Source organism: uncultured Roseobacter sp., from assembly GCF_947491795.1.
In the GTDB taxonomy this organism is placed as follows: Bacteria; Pseudomonadota; Alphaproteobacteria; order Rhodobacterales; family Rhodobacteraceae; genus Roseobacter.
This window is the reverse complement of sequence record NZ_CANLKW010000003.1, coordinates 1-16,990: the sequence shown is the minus strand read 5'-3', so window position 1 is coordinate 16,990 and position 16,990 is coordinate 1. Positions and strand designations below refer to the sequence as shown.

The 16,990-nt window shown below is 54.1% G+C and carries 14 protein-coding genes and 1 pseudogene; 4 read left to right on the top strand and 11 right to left on the bottom strand.

Annotated elements, in window-relative coordinates:
• Nucleotide 1: 1 nt before the first annotated feature.
• Genes Q1A34_RS12090 through Q1A34_RS12045 form a run of 10 tightly spaced genes read right to left on the bottom strand, consistent with a single transcriptional unit; the run spans nucleotide 2 to nucleotide 9,171 of the window.
• Entirely contained in the window at nucleotides 2-604 is a 603-nt protein-coding gene (locus Q1A34_RS12090) for a hypothetical protein (protein ID WP_300034178.1), read from the bottom strand.
• Nucleotides 605-615: 11 nt separating this feature from the next.
• On the bottom strand, nucleotides 616-1,365 hold the full coding sequence (locus tag Q1A34_RS12085; RefSeq protein WP_300034176.1) for a hypothetical protein: 750 nt from the start codon (nucleotides 1,363-1,365) through the stop codon (nucleotides 616-618).
• The gene (locus Q1A34_RS12080) at nucleotides 1,365-1,679 is read right to left on the bottom strand and encodes a hypothetical protein (RefSeq protein ID WP_300034174.1); all 315 of its coding nucleotides are present in this window, start codon (nucleotides 1,677-1,679) and stop codon (nucleotides 1,365-1,367) included. The genes Q1A34_RS12085 and Q1A34_RS12080 overlap by 1 nt, the downstream gene beginning before the upstream one ends.
• Nucleotides 1,680-1,682: 3 nt before the next feature.
• Nucleotides 1,683-2,459 (bottom strand): hypothetical protein, encoded by a 777-nt coding sequence (locus Q1A34_RS12075; RefSeq protein WP_300034172.1) that lies wholly within the window; start codon nucleotides 2,457-2,459, stop codon nucleotides 1,683-1,685.
• Nucleotides 2,460-2,585 carry a hypothetical protein gene (locus tag Q1A34_RS12070; RefSeq protein WP_300034170.1) on the bottom strand — a complete coding sequence of 42 codons (126 nt, stop codon included), beginning with the start codon at nucleotides 2,583-2,585 and terminating at the stop codon, nucleotides 2,460-2,462. It lies immediately after the preceding gene.
• Between the two features lie 3 nt (nucleotides 2,586-2,588).
• The gene (locus Q1A34_RS12065) at nucleotides 2,589-4,538 is read right to left on the bottom strand and encodes a type IV secretory system conjugative DNA transfer family protein (RefSeq protein WP_300034168.1); all 1,950 of its coding nucleotides are present in this window, start codon (nucleotides 4,536-4,538) and stop codon (nucleotides 2,589-2,591) included.
• A gap of 3 nt (nucleotides 4,539-4,541) precedes the next feature.
• On the bottom strand, nucleotides 4,542-6,389 hold the full coding sequence (locus tag Q1A34_RS12060) for a hypothetical protein (protein WP_300034166.1): 1,848 nt from the start codon (nucleotides 6,387-6,389) through the stop codon (nucleotides 4,542-4,544).
• A gap of 12 nt (nucleotides 6,390-6,401) precedes the next feature.
• Nucleotides 6,402-7,319, bottom strand: coding sequence for an AAA family ATPase (locus Q1A34_RS12055; protein WP_300034164.1), 918 nt, complete (start codon nucleotides 7,317-7,319; stop codon nucleotides 6,402-6,404).
• Nucleotides 7,320-7,324: 5 nt separating this feature from the next.
• Complete coding sequence (locus tag Q1A34_RS12050; protein ID WP_366942861.1) at nucleotides 7,325-8,431, bottom strand: AAA family ATPase; 1,107 nt, start codon at nucleotides 8,429-8,431, stop codon at nucleotides 7,325-7,327.
• Between the two features lie 26 nt (nucleotides 8,432-8,457).
• Nucleotides 8,458-9,171 carry a hypothetical protein gene (locus Q1A34_RS12045; protein ID WP_300034160.1) on the bottom strand — a complete coding sequence of 238 codons (714 nt, stop codon included), beginning with the start codon at nucleotides 9,169-9,171 and terminating at the stop codon, nucleotides 8,458-8,460.
• 230 nt (nucleotides 9,172-9,401) lie between these two features.
• Here Q1A34_RS12045 and Q1A34_RS12040 point away from each other — a divergent pair, with 230 nt between their 5' ends.
• Genes Q1A34_RS12040 through Q1A34_RS12025 form a run of 4 tightly spaced genes read left to right on the top strand, consistent with a single transcriptional unit; the run spans nucleotide 9,402 to nucleotide 16,291 of the window.
• On the top strand, nucleotides 9,402-9,998 hold the full coding sequence (locus Q1A34_RS12040; protein ID WP_300034159.1) for a hypothetical protein: 597 nt from the start codon (nucleotides 9,402-9,404) through the stop codon (nucleotides 9,996-9,998).
• Nucleotides 9,995-10,603 (top strand): hypothetical protein, encoded by a 609-nt coding sequence (locus Q1A34_RS12035; RefSeq protein ID WP_300034157.1) that lies wholly within the window; start codon nucleotides 9,995-9,997, stop codon nucleotides 10,601-10,603. Before Q1A34_RS12040 ends, Q1A34_RS12035 begins: the two co-directional genes overlap by 4 nt.
• A complete protein-coding gene (locus Q1A34_RS12030) occupies nucleotides 10,604-11,500 on the top strand; it encodes a FlgO family outer membrane protein (protein WP_300034154.1) in 897 nt (298 codons plus the stop codon).
• Between the two features lie 30 nt (nucleotides 11,501-11,530).
• Nucleotides 11,531-16,291: a peptidoglycan-binding protein gene (locus tag Q1A34_RS12025; protein ID WP_300034152.1), complete on the top strand. Its 4,761-nt coding sequence runs from the start codon at nucleotides 11,531-11,533 to the stop codon at nucleotides 16,289-16,291.
• Nucleotides 16,292-16,554: 263 nt separating this feature from the next.
• Here Q1A34_RS12025 and Q1A34_RS12020 read toward each other — a convergent pair.
• Nucleotides 16,555-16,845 (bottom strand): annotated as a pseudogene (locus tag Q1A34_RS12020) (integrase core domain-containing protein); the annotation flags it as partial.
• Nucleotides 16,846-16,990 lie beyond the last annotated feature (145 nt).

Below are 16,990 nucleotides of genomic sequence, written 5' to 3'. Positions count from 1 at the left end.
TTTACTGCGGCAGCGGAATGCCGGGGATAACGACTTCGGCGATCTGCATCGATTTGAACTCGTCGAGTGTGTAAATGAAATGGATACGTGCAGTAACGGTGTTTGAAAGCTTCGCAAGCTCGGCGCTGTACTTTGTTTCAGACGGCGAAAAACCAACCGAAAACGTGACCGGTACATTCGCGGCAAGTCGGGATGCTTTTTGAGCATTTCTTACTCTGCCGCACTCGTTTATGCTGTCTTCCCACCTCCCCGCAGATGTCCTGCAGGCGTCAATACCGGAAATTGCGCTGGCATCTAGTATGTTCCCAAGTTCATCGACCAGCGTCGGCACCGGAATAAAAAACAGTACTTCGATCTCTGAATTACCCGAGTTCTGCAGGGTGCCAACTATGCGGTACATGCTGTCGGACGTTGGATCAGCTATCAGGCGAGTCAAATTGAAAGTGATCCCGTCAAATACTGTTGTTACGTTCTTGAATGGCTCGCTTTGCCCAAAAGCATTCGTATTTGCCGGCGCCGTCGTGCCGCCATTGTTTGCCATCTGCGCAATCGCACCGCCGGGCAGGGCGAGTATTGTCAAAACCGTCAAAACTTTGAGATACATAGCGAAATTCCCTATTTTTTCTTTGTTGGTGGTGCAGAGTCGACAGTGGTTTTCGACTCCTGTCGTTTTTCAAATGCAGATTTCCGTTCAACAATGGGCTCTGTTTTTTCTTTGGCTTTGTCCCGTGTTGGGTCATTCCTTTCAATGACCCCATTGAGGTCGCGCAGTGCTTCGTTGTGCTCGGACTTGGCCCTCTCACGTTGCGCGGCTGTCATTGCATTCGCCTCACGGGACTTGGCATGGTCAACGGCGTCCAGTTTTGCCTGGAGTTCCTTGCGCTCAACCCCGTTTATATGGGTGACCTTTTCGTTTCTGATCAGCGCCTCGCGTTCATTGCGGGCAAAGAAAGAGTTCTCTTTGATCGCTCGGTCATTAGTGACAACCGTTACGCGACCAGTCGCTTGTTCACCGTAGGTCTTGCTTTCGTGATCCCAGACTTTGGTCGCCGCGTTGTGCTTGTTGAGGCTGACCTTGCCCGTTTCTTGATTGATCCGTTTGGCTTCGTTTAGCTCCAACTGGTTCGTGCGTGGGTCCGAGCGATCAAAGAGGCGGTCGCTATCAAGTTTTTTCCCGTGCTCGGTTTGCTCAAGTATTAGAGTATCTTTCCCTCGAGCCCGCTGTTCTGCTACATGCTCACGAGCCTTGTCGCGACCGTTGTTCGTGTAAAAGACAGCGCCATTTGTCGGCGGGCGGATGTCGTTGCGATTATTGTCGATTTCCTTCTTGTACGCTTCGACCGTTTCGTGACGCGCCCCATTCATCAGTCGGTCCAGACCTGATAGCCCATGGTTGAAAGAGCAGCAGTAAGAAGCCTTGTGATTTCAACACGTTCCTCTTCCTCGACAGGCTGCCCGTTGTCCCACTGCTTGGTGTCTTCCGGGTATATGTACCAGCCCGGTTGACCATGCTCGTCAGAGCCGCGCTCGATACCGATCTCGCAACGCGTCTGCGGAATCACGAGCTCTATACGATCAATGCCGAGAAGCCGTATGCTAACCTCTCCCGAAAAAGTGGCTTCAGGAGAATCTTCAAAGGTAGTTGTAGTACGTAGCGTCGTAATGATGGATTGGGTCATTCTTCACTTCTTCATTTTGCGCTCTGTATCGCGTTCCGTTCGGTCGTTTTTTGCTGAAACCTGCTTTTTTATCTTATGACGATCCCAAGCGAATTCGCCCTCAATTTTTTGGGGGCGATAAGTCGGGATTTCCATAGATTGCCCGTCACAAATCAGACGATGTTTCATCGTCTCAAGATTTTCTTGGTATTTTGGATCCTGCAGCCAAGCCTTCGCGATTTTGTCGTTCGCGAGCGGGTCCGTATCGCACAGGTCTGCAGTTTCCGACTTCATTTTTCCTTGTGATTTTCGTAGTTCGCGGGGCATTGCGGGAACCGCTAGACCGCCGTCGGGCAATTGACCACGCGACGAGCGAAAAAACGCGAAGTCGATTTGAGATGTCTTTTCCTCGCTACCGGCGGATTGGTTAACAGAAGCCGGAATTTCGGACATCAGGACATAAAGGTCATCGTTCTTGTCCAGCTTAGACTTGTTGTTTTCTGCGCTTGCGACATGATCTCGGTGGTTGCCGAAGCGTTCAAAAACGTTTTCACCGGCCGCGTCATCGACGAGCTTTGCATAGGCCTTGTAGCTGACGCGTACATACAACAGATTTTTCTTATCTTGCATTGTCAGAATAAAAGCATTTTTCTCTGATACGCCCCGCTTGTTGGTGGCGAAATTGATGCCCTTGACAGAGTACACCTGCCCTCCGGTCGCGCGTGCAGCAGAGTTGGGCGAGTCGCACGCAACGAAGACTTTTCCTGCACGCTCGTCCTTTTTACTGTCTGGTTCGGCCACTCAGTAGTCCTCAAACATCCAGGCGAAGGTGTCTGTTAACACGGCTTCAACGACGAATAGCGCACCGGAGGCAAATTTGTAGCCAAAGTACAGAATTGCGAGGACAACGATGAGACGAAGTAGCATGCCTTATCGCTCCACGATCGGATGCACTTTCCAGCGCATCTTTTTCATTTCAACTTTTGACCGCGCTGCCAAGTGCACGATAGCTTCTGCAAAGGGTTCGTTTTCTTCGCGGCTCGGCACACCCAGGTTCGCAAATTCATCCTTCTTGACCCGGGCCGAGTACTGGGCGGTGTTGGAAATCGCGGCGCCACTCCCGCGTCCACGCGCGCCCTGCGCGACGTTCACGCTTGCCCCTGTCATTGTTTCAATATGCTCGCCGAAGAGATCAGAGGCGAATTCATTGGTTTCGCGTTCGGTGTTACGCAGGAATATCTTTGTCCCGCAGTTGCCCAGCATGTTCAGCACAGGTTCTTGACGGTCTGTCTGTTTGAAAAGCGCGTTCAAGTTCTGGAAAGCCACGATGTTCGCGTGATTGGATTGCCGGGTCCGCTCAAAGGCATCCGCATCGCCGCGGCCCTGGCCGGTTGTGAAGTAGGATTGGAATTCGTCGCAGAGAAAGAAGGACGGGCGCGGTTTGTCGCGCCGCTTAAGAACTTCGCGATAGAATTCGAGTTTGATGAATGTAGAGACGACACGCGACATTACCTCTTTGTCCGCAATCGGCATATTGACATAGAGGATGCCACCCTTGTCGATGACTTCACCAATCTGAGCGGTCGAATGTCCTGAGAAAAGATCGTCATAAGGGGGTGTCAAGAACGTGCCCAGCATATTCGACACGAAGCTGCGCACTGTCCCTCGCGTATCGGTTGGCATCGTGAACCAGACATCAAAGAAGTAGTCAAAGGTGCGAGACACTTCGACATTACCGTCATAGACACCGTCAGGAACCTGTTTGCCCCACGCTTTGATTTTTTCATCCGACATCGCGGCCTCGTACACTTCGATCAGCGACGGCGGCTCGTTTGGGCGGGCAAAGCGTAACAGCGCGATCAGATTTTGAACAAGACGTTTTGTGTTATCGATCCAGAACGCGTCATCGCCGCCTGATGGATTCAGTGTCTCCATTACGGCAGCAAAGCGACCTGCTACCTCCTGTGCGTCATCGTCCGTATCCAGCGGATTCCACCGCATTGAGGTCTTGGGCTGATCAGGATCGATGATCAGCAGATCACGTTTGCGGCCATGGCGTTGGGCAAGAGCATCGATTTTGTCGCGGAAGTCCCCCTTTGGATCGAGGATCAGCGCCGCAGCTGGTTGACCGGCAGCACCCGTTGCCCCCAACAAGCCGTCAAGCAGTGCGTTCAGTACGCAAACCGTCTTACCTGTCCCGGATTGGCCGAAGATCGCAACGTTCTTGTAGAAGTCAGGGACCCGCCAATCATAACCGCCAGCGCAGAAGGACATGGGGGCTGTGACCTCAACCGCCTCCCGTGCAGCTTCCGCGCGCTCCTCCGCCAGATGAGTTGTGTCGCGTGTCTTTGTGCCCGAGATTTCCATCTCCTCATTTATCTGAACGCGCAGAATATAAGCCTCTCGCAAGCGGCTGGACATAACCAGGCTGGCCAACGGCGCGGCGGCGATCGCACCAAAACTGATCCAGTAGAGGGGCTTACGCAAGCTCGCAAGCGGTGAAAACAGCTCCCAATCGGTTAGGACAGCAAGTCCCAAGGCCCCGATCCCGATGGTCAGAATATTGCCGATCATTGCTACGTAACGATTGATGCGTACCAAGTATCTCTCTACCGATTGCATGACGGATGGACCTGCTTCAGCATACTGCCAGCGCATTTTGGCACTGGTGAAATCGGCAAAGGGTTTGGTCAAACTCCATGTTGCCGAAGCAAGGCACCCAAAAAACAGCACAACAAGCACCATGCGCAAAAAATCGTCATTTCGAAAACCGGGAGCGATGAAGTGAATCGCAATACAGAGCGCCAAAGACCCCGCAAAGCCGCCCCAGAAGGTGATGCTTGCTTCCGTCAGATCGGCGGAAGTGACCTTGCGCTGCAACTGCTAGCCCCCCGCTGCTTCGTTTTGGACTGCCTGGATCAGCGCGTCGATTGAGGCGTTCAACGCTTCGTCCAACGCGTCGCGACCGCGACCGACGCCCTCCGAAGATGTCGAAAACAGCAGATCGTCGGCAATTGTCCATTCGCCGCTGAGGCCAATGTCGATTCGCGCAGTTTTAACAGTGATGTTGCCAACCTTGTTGTCCTGGTCGCGGAGTTCTCCGACGCGAAGTTTCAAGTGCACAGCAGATGCTTCGAGCGTATCAACCAGATTAAAACCATCCCTTTGAAGACCATCGTAAAATGCTCTGAGAGCTTCGTTCGTTGGTCCGGCTCCTTCCGCAGAGACAAAGATCGGCACGGCTCGTGTGAGCTCCCCTTCTCGGGACGTGATGGTGACTTCGCGTGCCTTTCTCAGCGCGTCAAACTCGAACTTCTGATCTTCGGTCATTCTGCTTTTGTCGAAGTCGGTAATGGCGTCGTAGCTTTTTAAAACATCCTCACCCATGGCCGATGGGCCGCCGGCGCGCACTGTTTCCGTTGTTGCGGACATTGTTGCAAGACGGCGGTCTGACCGGGCGAGTGCCGCTGCTGCCTCATTCGACAAGGAGAGAGCGGCCGTATGCTCCGGTGTCGGCTCTGTGATCCCGCCATGGCTGGTGACAATGGCGGCCAGATCGACAAGGCGCTGATGTTGTTCGGCGGAAGCCGTTGCGAGACTTAGGCCCCGAGCCTCCGCTACTAGGTCATTAAGCGCAAAGCGCGCTGCTTCAGATCGCGCGCGCGCGATCGTCTGGGTTTGTGTCGGATCCGCGCGGGCGACGTCCAAGGGCGTGAGCGCGCCGACAGCGGAAATCAACTCTGCCCTTACGTCCGAGCTACCCCCTGCGATGCTTTGGACGGCGACTGCTAATGCGTCAAGCCGACGATCACTATCCTGTACCGTCGAACGTGCTGCTCGCGCAGCGTCCAGCATCGCTTCCTGCTCGGGCGTGAGCCGTGCAATATCCAACTGATCCAGCGCTGCTGCAGCTGCCAGTTTCTCGACTTCAGCTGCACCTCCAGACCGGGCGGCGTTCGCTGCCCCGACCAGGCGTTCGATGCGAATGTCGCTTTCCGCTATCGACGCGCTGGCGGCCCGCGCTTCTGTAATGATCGGCATGACTTCGCGCCAACGTTCGCGGGCCTTATCATAATCTGTCATATCGGACTGCGCCAGCGCCAACGCGGCAATGTTGGAAGAGGACGGCTCCGATGAAAATGCGGTATGTGTCGCCAATAGAGCGTCGTAGCGCTGTTCCGACGCCGAATGGGTGTTGGCACAGCTTTCTGCGTCCCGAAGTTTTGAAGTGGCGTCCTGAAAACAGGTATCGTACGCACGATCGCCTGCTTCGAGAATAGCAAGTGCACCCTCCATCAGGGCGCAGCTTTCACCGCGCCGCGGCTCAACTTTTGCAGCATCAACTTTTACAATAAACTGGTTGAATCGTCCGATCACAGCCAGGGGCACCCCTCCCTGAGCCTGATTTGTTGAAGGCTGAACCGCCGTTACGTTACGTGGTTGGGAGTTGCCGACAACAAGTGGAGCCGCCAGTTGCGTTGAACCTGCGGGGCCGCATTGCACCATCGCCTGTTGTGAACTGCCGCCGCCACCTTGGCTGTTCACTTGCTGGTTGTTGGGGGTGACGGTGTTGTTTTGGGTCGGATTGTTCTGCTGTGGGGGGGACGTGTTATTGTTCCAGCTTTGCCCGGTAACGACGGCCAGTACCGTCATCAACACGGCGGCAATTGAAGAGAAGCGAAACGGGCGCGACCGCTTCCAAAGCTGTGTGGCCTGGGTTCCGAGCGACATCGGCAAAGTTCCTTAAATATGCTCGGCGTAGTAGGTTATGTCGTCTTCTTCGATCCGCATCAGCGTCTCATTGTCGATCTGATCGATACTGTCGACTTCGTCCAGATGCTCCGCGATGCGTTCGGCCTGGATGGGTTGCAAAGCTTCAAAAAACTGACGCACTTCACGCGCATTGCCAAAGTTCTCGTCGGCATTGCGCGCCAAGTCGTCGATCACCTTCCTTGCCTCATCAGCGGCTTCGTCTGTCATGTTGAAGCCATTCTTTGTCACGAGACTTTCAAAAATCTGATACAATTCGTCGCCATCATAAGATGGGAATTCGACCGTGCGCGAAATGCGTGACTTGAGACCGGGATTCGCTTCGACAAAGCGGCGCATCTCTGTTGTGTAACCGGCAAAGATGCAGACGAGGCGCTCGCGATGATCTTCCATCAGCTTCAAGAGCGTATCAATGGCCTCTTGCCCGAACGGATCCGTTTTTCCCGTCGCGCCACCACCGCCCGCCAGTGTGTAAGCTTCGTCAATGAAAAGAACACCATCCAGAGCGTCTTTCACTTTGTCTTGAACAAGCCGAGCGGTGTCACCCAAATGAGTGCCCACAAGAGCCGACCGGTCAACTTCGATCAGCTTTTCTTTGCGCAGCAGTTTCAACTCGTAAAGCAAGCGACCGATATAGCGCGCGACTGTTGTTTTACCGGTTCCTGGAGGACCCGTAAAAACCATATGAAAAGTCAGATTTGCAACCGGCAAGTCGCGGTCTTTCTTGAGTGAAACGACCCGGGCAAAATCAACAAGCCGGAAAATCTCCTGCTTCACGGGTTCAAGTCCGATAAGCCCATCGATCTCGGCTAGGATTGGCTCCAGGCCATCCCCACGCTTTGGTGCGCTCGCGCGCTCTGATCGCCGCCGGCGACGAAACCCATCCTGCATTCCTACTACTCCAATTGATCGTCCATTTGCTTGATCGCCTCGCGACCAACTAGCTTGCGGCGCACCGCATCGTCCTCGCCGTCGCTTCGCACCAATTCAACAAGCTGCTCGGCCATACGGCGACAACTCTCTGCATTGTCAAAGTTTGCGCCCGCGCGGTCCTTTACTTCAAGCATGAGGCGCCGCGCCTGGTCCGCTGCATTGTCGTCTTCCAGCGCCCATCCCATGTCTTCCAACCGACGCTCTAGCAATTCCACAAGAGTATCTTCTGGCAGCTCATCAATACGGAATTCTCTGGTCGTCAGCTTGCCAAGCCAGCGTTGGACTTCGGGCGCACGCTTCAAACGAGCCGCATCTTGCTCTGACGCAGTCATGGCAATGAAAATGCGCTGCGGATGTTGGATGAGCACGTCAAGAAGAGCGGCACCGAAGTCCTCAGCCGGACCCGGCCCACCATATCCGTCGTCAGCAAGCAACCAGCCTGCATTCTCAATCAACAAGGTGCCTCCCAGTGCCTGCTCCGCCTTGCCACGCCCAAGTTGCGCGGCGGTGCCGTATTGACCTGATCGCAGATCGGTTGCGCGCACACCGACAATATTTGCTGTTTCAATAGCTTTTTTGCCTGTCAGCATCTGGGCGGCGGCGACAGCGGCGGTTGATTTTCCCGTGCCACTGGGCCCAGAAAACAACGCGACCATCGCTGGGGCTTTTGTACCGAATGGATTGTCCGGATCTTCCTCTGCTGGCGCGACCAGACGTTGCATAATTTCGTCTTCGGTTGCTTCAATGCCCTCCAACGCGCCGAGCCGCACCCGTGCTTCGCCGAAGAGTTTGGTACGATCCGCATCGCTCAACTGCCCGCGAGGGCCTACTTCGGCGGAATGGGTCTGCTGTGCTCTGCTGGCAGACATGAAGCTGAAAAACTTGGCAACACCCGGCACTTTTGCCAAGCCATTCAGCCAGCCAAAGTCCCATGCCAATGTCAATAATACCATCAGCCAAAGCAAGATCGCGATGATCAGCATCCATGATCCCATCGCGCCGCCAATCAAGCGAAACAAAAGCACGCCCGCCAGCACCAGCCCAGCAATTCGGAGCGGCAAAGGGATCATCGACAAAGCACGCATGCAGAAGACCCTCAGAAGCCGGGTGTGATCGGCAGCAGAAGCTGGTCACCTTCGGCCATTGTCGGCCAAGCAATCGACGCAGCACCGCTTTCCAAAGCGATGGTGATGCCACCGCCGCCATCTTTGACCCCGGTCACGAGTACGTTCCCGTCAGCGGGGTAGGGAATGGCGATCGTGGTGCGCGCGTTCAGTGCCAGCACCTCGACGGGGATCGAGCTAGAACTCTCAAAGCGCAGAATGTCGCCGTCTTCTGCATGAGTGTCCCACAGCGTGACCCACGCAAGCTGCAGCCCACCCTGAACAATCTGCTGGCGCATTTCCTCGCGCGTCTCTTCGCTAACAGATTCGGGCATGGACGCCAGGGCATCATCTACCTCATCCGCACCCACCATTTTGACTGGCAGGCCGCCGGGTGTTGCCAACAGTGTTTGATGCGCCGCCAAGCGCGTCTGATTTTCGGCGTCTGTAATCACATCACCTCCTCCGCCCGTGCCAAACATGGTGAAGGCACCGACGGCGACCGCGACTGCGGCGGCGGCTGCAATCAGCCAGCTTGCCCGCCCGCGGCCGGCCGATGTGTGATCTCCGCCATCGTTTTGCGTAGTGTTTTGAGAGGTTGATGACCCGCTTGTTTCAAATTCAGAGCTAGAAGCCTCATTTTGCGACGGTGCGTTGCCGGGACGCCGTCGCACGTTTTTACGTTGGCGATCACGTTCGTTTGCCATATTCAACCCACCCCAGAAAAAACTCAAATTTCCAAATAGTCCTAAAATCCCACTCAATTTTGGCTACTTTAAAAACACTTGCCACACGAGAGGATCTAGGTAAAAACTGACGTTAGAATTTTAACTGTGTCAAGAAAATAGCTGTCTTCAGTAGCGTGATACTTGGTTTGGTTTAAGGGCTGCCGCACCTACTTGACGGGTTTGGTCGGTATTGAATTTGTGGGGAGATTATGCGCGGCGCAATTTCGGCTTTTTCTATTGCTATCGTTTGTTGTTCTTCATTCGCACATGCTCAGATGGTTGCGGGTAGTGGCTCAACTGCAAGTTCTTCTGGAGTGTTTGATACTGAGGCGAGCGACTATGTTGAAAACAATGGCGTCGCCGTGCGCGTGCTTTTTGTCAGCAAGCCTGCTGGGGCACAGCGAACAGTAAGCATCGAGATGAGGAACACGCGAGAGGAGCCGATTTGGCTGGCAGTTATCGGCCCACCTCCGAATGCGGTTGATACCCTCGGTTCAACGTACAGCGTTGTCCAGATTGCGGGTCTGGCGACCTGTCAAACCCTAAAATCAGATGGTATCGAAAGGTGCATGACCAACTATAACGGGTACTTGCCGGGAAGCGCCTTTACATCGCTGGCGGCTGGAGCATCTTCGCTCGTCAATATGACTCTATCCGCACCGGAAGCACAAAGCTCCGGAGACGGCTTTATGAGCCTGACGATGAGTGCTGCATTAGGGGTAGGCGATCAGCCAGCTAAATCCGGGGAGCGTGGTCTAATATCAATCCCCATAAGTTTTCCGCTTATTCCTTTGGAGGCGAAATGATCCGGTTTCTTACGTGCGTTACGATGCTTTTTATCTTGTCAAATCCCGTTGCGGCGCAGTTTACCGGCGGTGGCTCCTCTTCTGGCGGTACTTCTGGTGGCGCTTTCGGCATTCAGGAACAGGGCGATAACGTTACTGATACGTTTGCCGGACTAACGTTCCAAGTGCAGCGGTTGGTGCGCGACCCTTCGACAACCAACGCGTACCGATTGATCTTAAGGGTAATCGAAACGGAAAAAACCGGGCGTCGCGTTGCAATGGTGCAGCCAGCAGCAACATTGGTTGATGAATTCGGTAATGTCTATTACGTGGCGAATTCGACAGGTGTGCCGATTTGTACCCGGCCCAATAAAGCATGGGATTTGGACACATCGAATTGCGCCTATTATTTGAAAGATACGCCGGTAACACTAACGCCGAGCCAGCCAACGCCTGTCGTGCTGACGCTGTTACCCTATGACGGGGCTTTTTCGGCGGAGCTTGCCCAAATCGCAAGCACTGCGTCGCTCTCAGCGCGTTTCGCAATTTACTCGCGGGATTTGCAGACTCAACAATTCTACGATGTTGTGATCAACGGCATCGAACTGCCGCAAGGGAATTCATAAATGCGTTTGATCAGCTCAATCTTCTGCGTTTTGACACTGATAGCCGGCTCAACGGCGTATGCCGCTGAAAGCGTTGATGAGGCTGTTGAACAAATTGCACAGAAATTCGTGGCGTCTCAATTGGGCGGTGAGACGTCTCAACGCGTCGCGGTCACCTCGTTCGTTTCAACCGATAAACAAACAACGCAACTTACCAACCTGTTGATGATCGCATTGACGGGTAAGATGGTGTCGCATGGAAATGATGTATTTCGCGTAATAGAACGCGCGCAGCTGGAAAATGCGTTGCAGGAGATCCAGCTGTCCGAAGTTGACCTCTTCAACCCGTCGTCGGCAAAGGAGTTCGGAAATTTTCTGGGCGTCGATGCACTTGTCGTTGGTGAAATTACACCCTTATCGGATCGTGTGCGCATCGACAGTCGTTTGATCGACGTTGAGACCATCGAAACGCTGGAAGTGGCAAGCGTTTGGGTGCCGTTGACACCAACGGTGCAGCGCCAGATGGACACGGTGGTAAAGATTTCGCGGTCAAACGTGATGGGTGGCGCGCCGGCGCCTGATCGCCGCAATGGAATTTGGAAAGGCACCGGCATATGCGGCGAGGCGTCATTTGGCATTGCTGTGTCCGTGGTGGTCAATCCGGACGATACACTGACGGCTATGCAGACTTACTTCCCTTTAAACAATGGCATCAAAATCGAATCTGGTGTGCTGTCGATGGAGGGGACGGTGAATGAAGCTACCGAAGAATTCACTTTAAGCCCAAATGATTGGATGTATCAGCCGCGCGGGCATCAGGCGCTCGGTTTTGAAGGCCGGTTTGACCTGGATCGTGAAGAAATCACGGCGCGTTATCTTCAGGAAGGCTGCGGCGAGTTGCGCCTGCGCAAACAATAAAAATGTCTTTTGTAACAGAAGGATGATAGAATGACGAAATCGCTTTTCAGAACGACTTCGATCCTGGCGCTAAGCATCGCTGTCGCTGCGGCTGGTCCAGCAAAACAGGTCCAGGCCTTTGACTTGGGTGATGTAGCGAAAGGCGCGGCTGCAGCCATTATTTTAAATGAGCTGTCCAAGAACAATAAGAAAAAGTCGAAGTCTTCGAACGCGGCACAGCAAAATACAACTGGTTCCTCGACAAGTGGAAATTCGGTCGCCCAGACACAACGGGCACTCACAGAGCTTGGATATGACCCTGGTCCGGTTGACGGGCAGATGGGTGGCAAGACCCGCGCGGCAATCGAGGCTTTCCAGGCTGACCGGGGTTACCCGATCACGGGAAAACTCTCAACCGAGCAATACGCCGCTATGAACACGGCATATTCTATGATTGTCAGCCCGCCAGCGCCTGGTCAGATGACCGAGGCAGCGACTTATGAGGCGCAGCTCTACCTTTCCAATCTAGGCTATGATGTGGGGACACCGGATGGTGTTTGGGGTCCGAAGTCACAAGCGGCTCTGAACCAGTTTCGCTCGACCAGCGGAACACCTGTTGGCGGGCAGTTATCGGTAGCGGACCTGGGTACTCTGCATACGCAGGTGCATGGCGCACCCGCACTCAATCTGGTGGCACCAGGAGGCCTGGCAATAGCCGGTACATCGGTTTTTGGAGGCAACAATGCTGCACAAATAGGCTCGCCGGGGCTGAATCTCACCGGTCAGCCCAACCTGAACCTTGCTGGACAGCAACCGACTGCTGGCGGGAACGGATTGGCGCCAGGCAATGTCGCGCCCCCCGCCGGTCTTGGCGCACTTGCTGGTGGTGGAAATTCTGGGCAACCCACATTGAACCACAATAACCAGCTAGGTGTGCAGCTTGGTGGGGTACAACCTGGTCTTGGTCAAAATCAATTGGGCGGTGAAAATACTCTTGCAACCGCACCATCGGGTTCAACTGCGTCGACGCAGCCGCCGCCGGTTGATCCATCGAACTACGTTCATCTTTCCGACCGACCAGTTGAGGGGATGCAGAACGTCCAGCGGACTATGGCAATGCAGATGGCCAAGGCACGGCCCGAGCTCTTGAGTGATCAGAACAACCTTCGCTCTTGGTTTGATCAGGACCACCCGCTAAACAGCAAATCAGCTTTGCGCCAAGCTTACAACAGCGGTAATGATATTCAACGTGAAGACATGTTAAGCGACTTCCGCAAAACGCTTGCCGCTGAAATCTCCAATAGCCCAACCATCTCCGCCGCAAACCCATATCCAATTGCGCTTTATCAACATGTAAGCTTGGGGCAGTACATCGACGGGCAGGGGCTGCAATTGATCGGCCAAGATATAACCGACTTCCGTTGGCAGTATAGAACGCGATATTTGTCTGCATTTGCGACCATGCGCTCAGATCTACCCGGTACGGACATCCTGAAGATCACGCGCGAAGAAGCGGCGCAGTTGATCGACTATGTCAAAGCGAGCAAAAAACGACTGTTCCGTGTTGTTTGGGGGCAAGTCTCCAATGTTGGCGAAGACAAGAGCGTTGCGGATTTCGCAAAATCCACCGGTCAGTTCGGTGCACGCGATGTCGCGACGACATTCTCGGTTGACAAGGTAACGCTGAACTTGGCGGACAACGCCTACAAAACGCAGCCCAAGGTGCAAAACGAGATCTACACTTTCCAATTGGACAGCGGTCCGGCACGTGGCGCAGGTACGCCAGTTCTCGCCTTTTTGAAAGATCGGGGTGTTCCGGTGATGAACGGCCACCTGCTGTTGAGCGCAGGTCAGTACGGCCAGCAAGTCATGAATGAGGTTGTTCCCGGCGGTAACACAAACCATTCGGAGGCGATTGATGAACTTACCTATCTGACATGGCTGAAATTGAACCCTGACTTCGCCGGTAAAGATATGAACTTCGTTTCTGTTGCGGCGCGGGTGATGACAGAGCCAGAAAAGCGACAGTTCTTTGGTGATGGCGCACAAAGCCTGGGTTATCTGCGTCCGAACGCCGCGTATAACGACCTGAATTCCTTGCAGAACGTTTTCCCGGATGAATTTGCAGCACAGGATGCAAAGCAGGCATTCTTATCGACCTATTATCCGCGCGTTTTGGCAACAGTGCCAGAGTGGCCGGTCCCGGTCATTCAGGTGATGGGCGCGCGTCTTGGTTCCTATGACTTCGAAAACCAATTCTTTCCGATCCAATACGATGGCGTTGGGCAAGGCCAGGCTATTGCCCCACGCGTCGTGCACGTCCAAGGCCGAAACCACAAAGCGTCACTGGTGTCAGCGGACCGGCTTGCCGCCTTGCCAACACGGTTGGAGATGTCGGCAGATCAGGCCCGGGCCCTGCGCGATTCGATGAATGGCGGCAACCGGATTTATCTGGGGTGGACCGCGACGTTCGATATGGGCGCGGACGGCACAGAGCATGAGTTGCAATTCGATCCAAGTGGTGAACATGCGAGACAGACTGGCATTCGCCCGGGTCGCGCGACGTTGAACCAAATCGCGCTGTTCCGAGATGCTGCACTGACGCAGGTGCTGAAACAATTCGAACCAGCGGCAATGATCCAGGAACCTCAGTTCGATGGCCCGCCGACGCTGGGCGACGGGCCCGAAGCAATTCTGGCGAATATGAAATTGGCGGAGCCGGCACAGCTTCTCAAGAGCGCAGTGAATTTGATCGAGGATTTCAATGTAAAACAGGCGGTCATCAAGACTCACAGAGATGTCTTACAAGCCAATGAGTTCGACGTAGATCAGAGAGTGAGTGAAGCCGAAGCTTATTGGGAAACAATCTTGACTGGCGATGTTTGGTTTCAAGGAGCGGCGCGACTGGGCAGATATGACCGTGCAACGGAGAACTTCCCATTCGATCTGGCAAATATGCAAGCACAGCGGCTGACCATGGGAAAAAAGTCACCGTTTAATTCCTACGCGAACCCTCAACTGACAGGTGCCGAGATTTTCGAATCTCTTTCAGTTCCTGAAGATGTGGCGCGGCAGATTGTAGAAGGCAATCTACGGGACATTCAGTATTTTGTACGAGCACGGCCGGTGGGTGCTAGCAAGGTCGCAAACCGAGAAAATGGTTTCGATCTTATGCTGCAGCCGATGGAAGTGATCTTTGCGCAACCCAATCTGCCCGGTGGGGCAGTGTTGGCGCATCGCAAGTTCGACACAGACGAGGATTTCTTTGACGAGAAGTTCACCGCAGCCGATTTTCCTGAGTTGAAAGAGCGGGTGCCCTTCGATGCCAGCATGATTCAGCTTCTCCGCGTCAAACAAATGAGCGATGATCAATTGGAAGCTGGTCTCGACGACCTGATGGCCGAAACCTTCCACTACGAAAACCAGAGTAGGGGATTTGTACCGGTCCGGTTCTTTGAGGATCTGCGCTATTTTGAAATGGCAAAAGTCGCGCTGTACCGTGATCGCTATCGCAATTGGATCAAGGCCCGTGCAGAGGCTCTCGGCACCAAGTTCACTGTGACACATAGCAATGACGTCAGCGCATCGGGCTGCCGTGACGTTGCGCTGTTGCGCGGCGATTATGACGTGCTCGGTCAATGGGGCCTCGATACAACGGCGATGGTTGCCACGGGCGCCCAGGTGCAACAGGCGTCTATGGTAATGGGTGATGCGACCACGATGCCTGACAATCTGTACTTCCTTGGTGCTATGGAGGGCGGAGAGCGGCAGTCTTGCAATCAGCAAGCCTTGATGGGAGCAATTTCACTCGATGGCGTTGGTTTGGTGCGAGCGCAGTCTGCGAACCAGCCATATTACTATCAGACGCGTCAAATCGACTTCGAATTGCAATCGGTTTCGATGACAACTGGTCGAGATGGCGTTCCAATCATGGTATTGAATGGGTTGGCCACTGAAACGCGTTATTACAATGCTCATCGCAACAATATTGCGGGTGTTTCGCCGGAACACGTTGTTGAAAACTTAAGAGGTATTGCGGCACTGGCAACAGGTGCCAAACTTCAACCCGCAGCCTTTTCGCCATCGGACGAGGCAAATGCCAATGATGGGATCTGGCCGGTCGTTGAGGACGTTGCATTTGCCGGAACCGGGCGTGACACCGTAGGCATTTCTCTCGGCATGTCCATGGAGGAGGCAGAAGCCATCATCAACGACGAATTTGATGTTACTGTCGTTTATGAAACGGAGGCGCCTGAAGGCAACAGCGAGCCTGCATTCGATTTCATTCGGACCTACTTTGTCGGTGGTACAAGTCAAGCCATTACCCTTATGTCTTATAGTCCGACGGGCCCGGTGATGGCTGTGAACCGTCACCTCCTGCGCAGCGATGCACCATGGCCACAAGACCGGGTCAGCGCGTCATTGATCGATAAGTATAGTGTCCCAGCCGCAAGCACTTCTAATGACTCAACGCTGGTATGGTCTTCTTCGCAAGACTGCGTCAATCTCCCGTTGTCACCGGTGGGGGAACGTCAGTTACAACCGATGAACGATGGTGCTTTGAACGGAGAATTTGATCCTAACCTTGCCGCCTATGTGATTGGTTCCATTGCGACAATTGACGGCGGGAACGCGGAATTTCTCAAAGAGAATGCGTCTTGTGGAGAAATTGTGATGTATTCGTCTTCGTTGCTATCGCCTATCGACGGCCAACATGGGTTTTACACATTCATGACGGATCTCTCCGCTGTGAATGCTGTATCCGTAGCTTTGGTGACTGAAAAAGAAGATGACATTGAAATCAAGTTTTGAGTTGCTTTGTGAATGGCTTCGATGAGCCCCACTTTGGTAGCCAATTTGACTTTTTGTGCATGATCAGCCCCTGGTCCATTGACCTGCCCCCTGAGGCTCCCTCACTTATAACGGGAGTCTGCGGATCTTTGCTCTGCTCCCCAACCTTGGACCGCCGGAATCTGGATTTTTCCGGCTGCCTCAGATGACGGGCTGGTGATGCCATCGGGATAATACCGGCAATCCGGACATTGTATCTGATCACGCTGTGGGGTTTAGTGCATACGCCTATCCTCCAGCTTTGAGCGGGCATCTGCAAAGCTCATGAACCAGTGCGCGTTTAAACACTCCGCTCGGAGCTTGCTGTTGAACGCTTCAATGAAGCCGTTGTCTGTCAGTTTGCCCGGCCGTGAGAAGTCCAGCGTGACGTCTTTCGGATACGCCCATAGGTCGAGATCGCGGGAGATGAACTCGCTGCCGTTGTCGAACCTTATCGCCCTTGGGTACTCGATCTTCCGGCAGACCCGTTCGAGCGTCTGCACGACGTCCTCACCGCGATAGCTGAAGCTCGGATCAGCCGTCGGACATCCCACCGAAGAAGTCCCGTATTGCCTCTGGCCCAGCCCCTTGATCCGGGCCGTTTGGGTGTAGAATCCGTTCTTGTATCTTTCTGTTGATTTGGTCGCCATCAAGGCCTGCTAAGCGGAGCCCTTGCGGAGC

Bases quoted from the DNA above. Each gene is read 5' to 3' on its own strand.
- Q1A34_RS12050 (WP_366942861.1), bottom strand. From the start codon at position 8,431: ATGATCCCTTTGCCGCTCCGAATTGCTGGGCTGGTGCTGGCGGGCGTG.
- Q1A34_RS12025 (WP_300034152.1), top strand. From the start codon at position 11,531: ATGACGAAATCGCTTTTCAGAACGACTTCGATCCTGGCGCTAAGCATC.
- Q1A34_RS12030 (WP_300034154.1), top strand. From the start codon at position 10,604: ATGCGTTTGATCAGCTCAATCTTCTGCGTTTTGACACTGATAGCCGGC.
- Q1A34_RS12035 (WP_300034157.1), top strand. From the start codon at position 9,995: ATGATCCGGTTTCTTACGTGCGTTACGATGCTTTTTATCTTGTCAAAT.
- Q1A34_RS12090 (WP_300034178.1), bottom strand. From the start codon at position 604: ATGTATCTCAAAGTTTTGACGGTTTTGACAATACTCGCCCTGCCCGGC.
- Q1A34_RS12055 (WP_300034164.1), bottom strand. From the start codon at position 7,319: ATGCAGGATGGGTTTCGTCGCCGGCGGCGATCAGAGCGCGCGAGCGCA.
- Q1A34_RS12080 (WP_300034174.1), bottom strand. From the start codon at position 1,679: ATGACCCAATCCATCATTACGACGCTACGTACTACAACTACCTTTGAA.
- Q1A34_RS12045 (WP_300034160.1), bottom strand. From the start codon at position 9,171: ATGGCAAACGAACGTGATCGCCAACGTAAAAACGTGCGACGGCGTCCC.
- Q1A34_RS12040 (WP_300034159.1), top strand. From the start codon at position 9,402: ATGCGCGGCGCAATTTCGGCTTTTTCTATTGCTATCGTTTGTTGTTCT.
- Q1A34_RS12060 (WP_300034166.1), bottom strand. From the start codon at position 6,389: ATGTCGCTCGGAACCCAGGCCACACAGCTTTGGAAGCGGTCGCGCCCG.
- Q1A34_RS12085 (WP_300034176.1), bottom strand. From the start codon at position 1,365: ATGAATGGGGCGCGTCACGAAACGGTCGAAGCGTACAAGAAGGAAATC.
- Q1A34_RS12070 (WP_300034170.1), bottom strand. From the start codon at position 2,585: ATGCTACTTCGTCTCATCGTTGTCCTCGCAATTCTGTACTTTGGCTAC.